The sequence below is a fragment of the Vibrio sp. D173a genome (assembly GCF_030248475.1).
The window spans coordinates 1-846 of record NZ_JAHGAH010001171.1 but is presented as its reverse complement, the minus strand read 5'-3'; the positions used below and the strand labels follow the sequence as shown (position 1 = coordinate 846).

The 846-nt window shown below is 45.9% G+C and carries 1 pseudogene; it reads left to right on the top strand.

What is annotated here, in order from left to right:
• Nucleotides 1–846 (top strand): annotated as a pseudogene (lptD, locus tag KIV40_RS32110) (LPS assembly protein LptD); the annotation flags it as partial.

Sequence of the window (846 nt, the reverse complement as noted above, 5' to 3'; positions counted from 1 at the left end):
GATACATTGCACGAACAGGCAAAGCAGTTTATGAGCTTGAAGACGGCACCATTACTTCTTGTCCTCCGGGGGATAAATCGTGGCGTCTTAAAGCATCCAATATTGAACTAGACCAAGATGAAGAGAGCGCGACCTTCATCAATCCTCGCTTCGAAGTGCTCGATGTTCCAATTTTTTACCTACCATACCTGACGGTTCCAGTAGGTGAGAGTCGTAAAACCGGTTTCCTTTACCCAACATTTTCTTACGGCTCAAGCGATGGTTTCGAAACTGAGGTTCCATTTTATTGGAATATAGCACCTAATTACGACCTCCAAAGTACCATTAAGTACATGTCGGAGCGTGGCACCCAACTTAACAATGAGTTTCGCCATCTCAGCGAGTTCGGTGAAAGCACCGTAACCTTTGAATACCTCGACAAAGACAGTAAATTTAAAGATAAAGGTAGCCGTTGGGGTGTTCGAGTTTGAAGGCATCTATAAGCAGGCATGGAAATTCGATATCGATTACTCCAAAGTCAGCGATGTCGACTACTTTACAGATGTTGATTCCAGCATTGGTAACCGTGAAGACGGCCAATTGATGCAGTCTGGATCTGTGGCTTATCGTGCACTCAATTGGGACGCATCAATAGCCGTACGCGACTTTCAAGTGTTGACGGAGGGGGAAAACCAACCCTACCAACTGATGCCGCAAGTCAAGTTCAACTACTACGCTCCTATTTTATGGGACATGGTAGAAATGGATGTTATCAGTCATGTATCTCGCTTTGAGACAGAAGCAAGCGGTAAGCCTGCAGCTACTCGTGCCCATGTTGAACCGGGTATCAAGGTACCGCTGAGCACA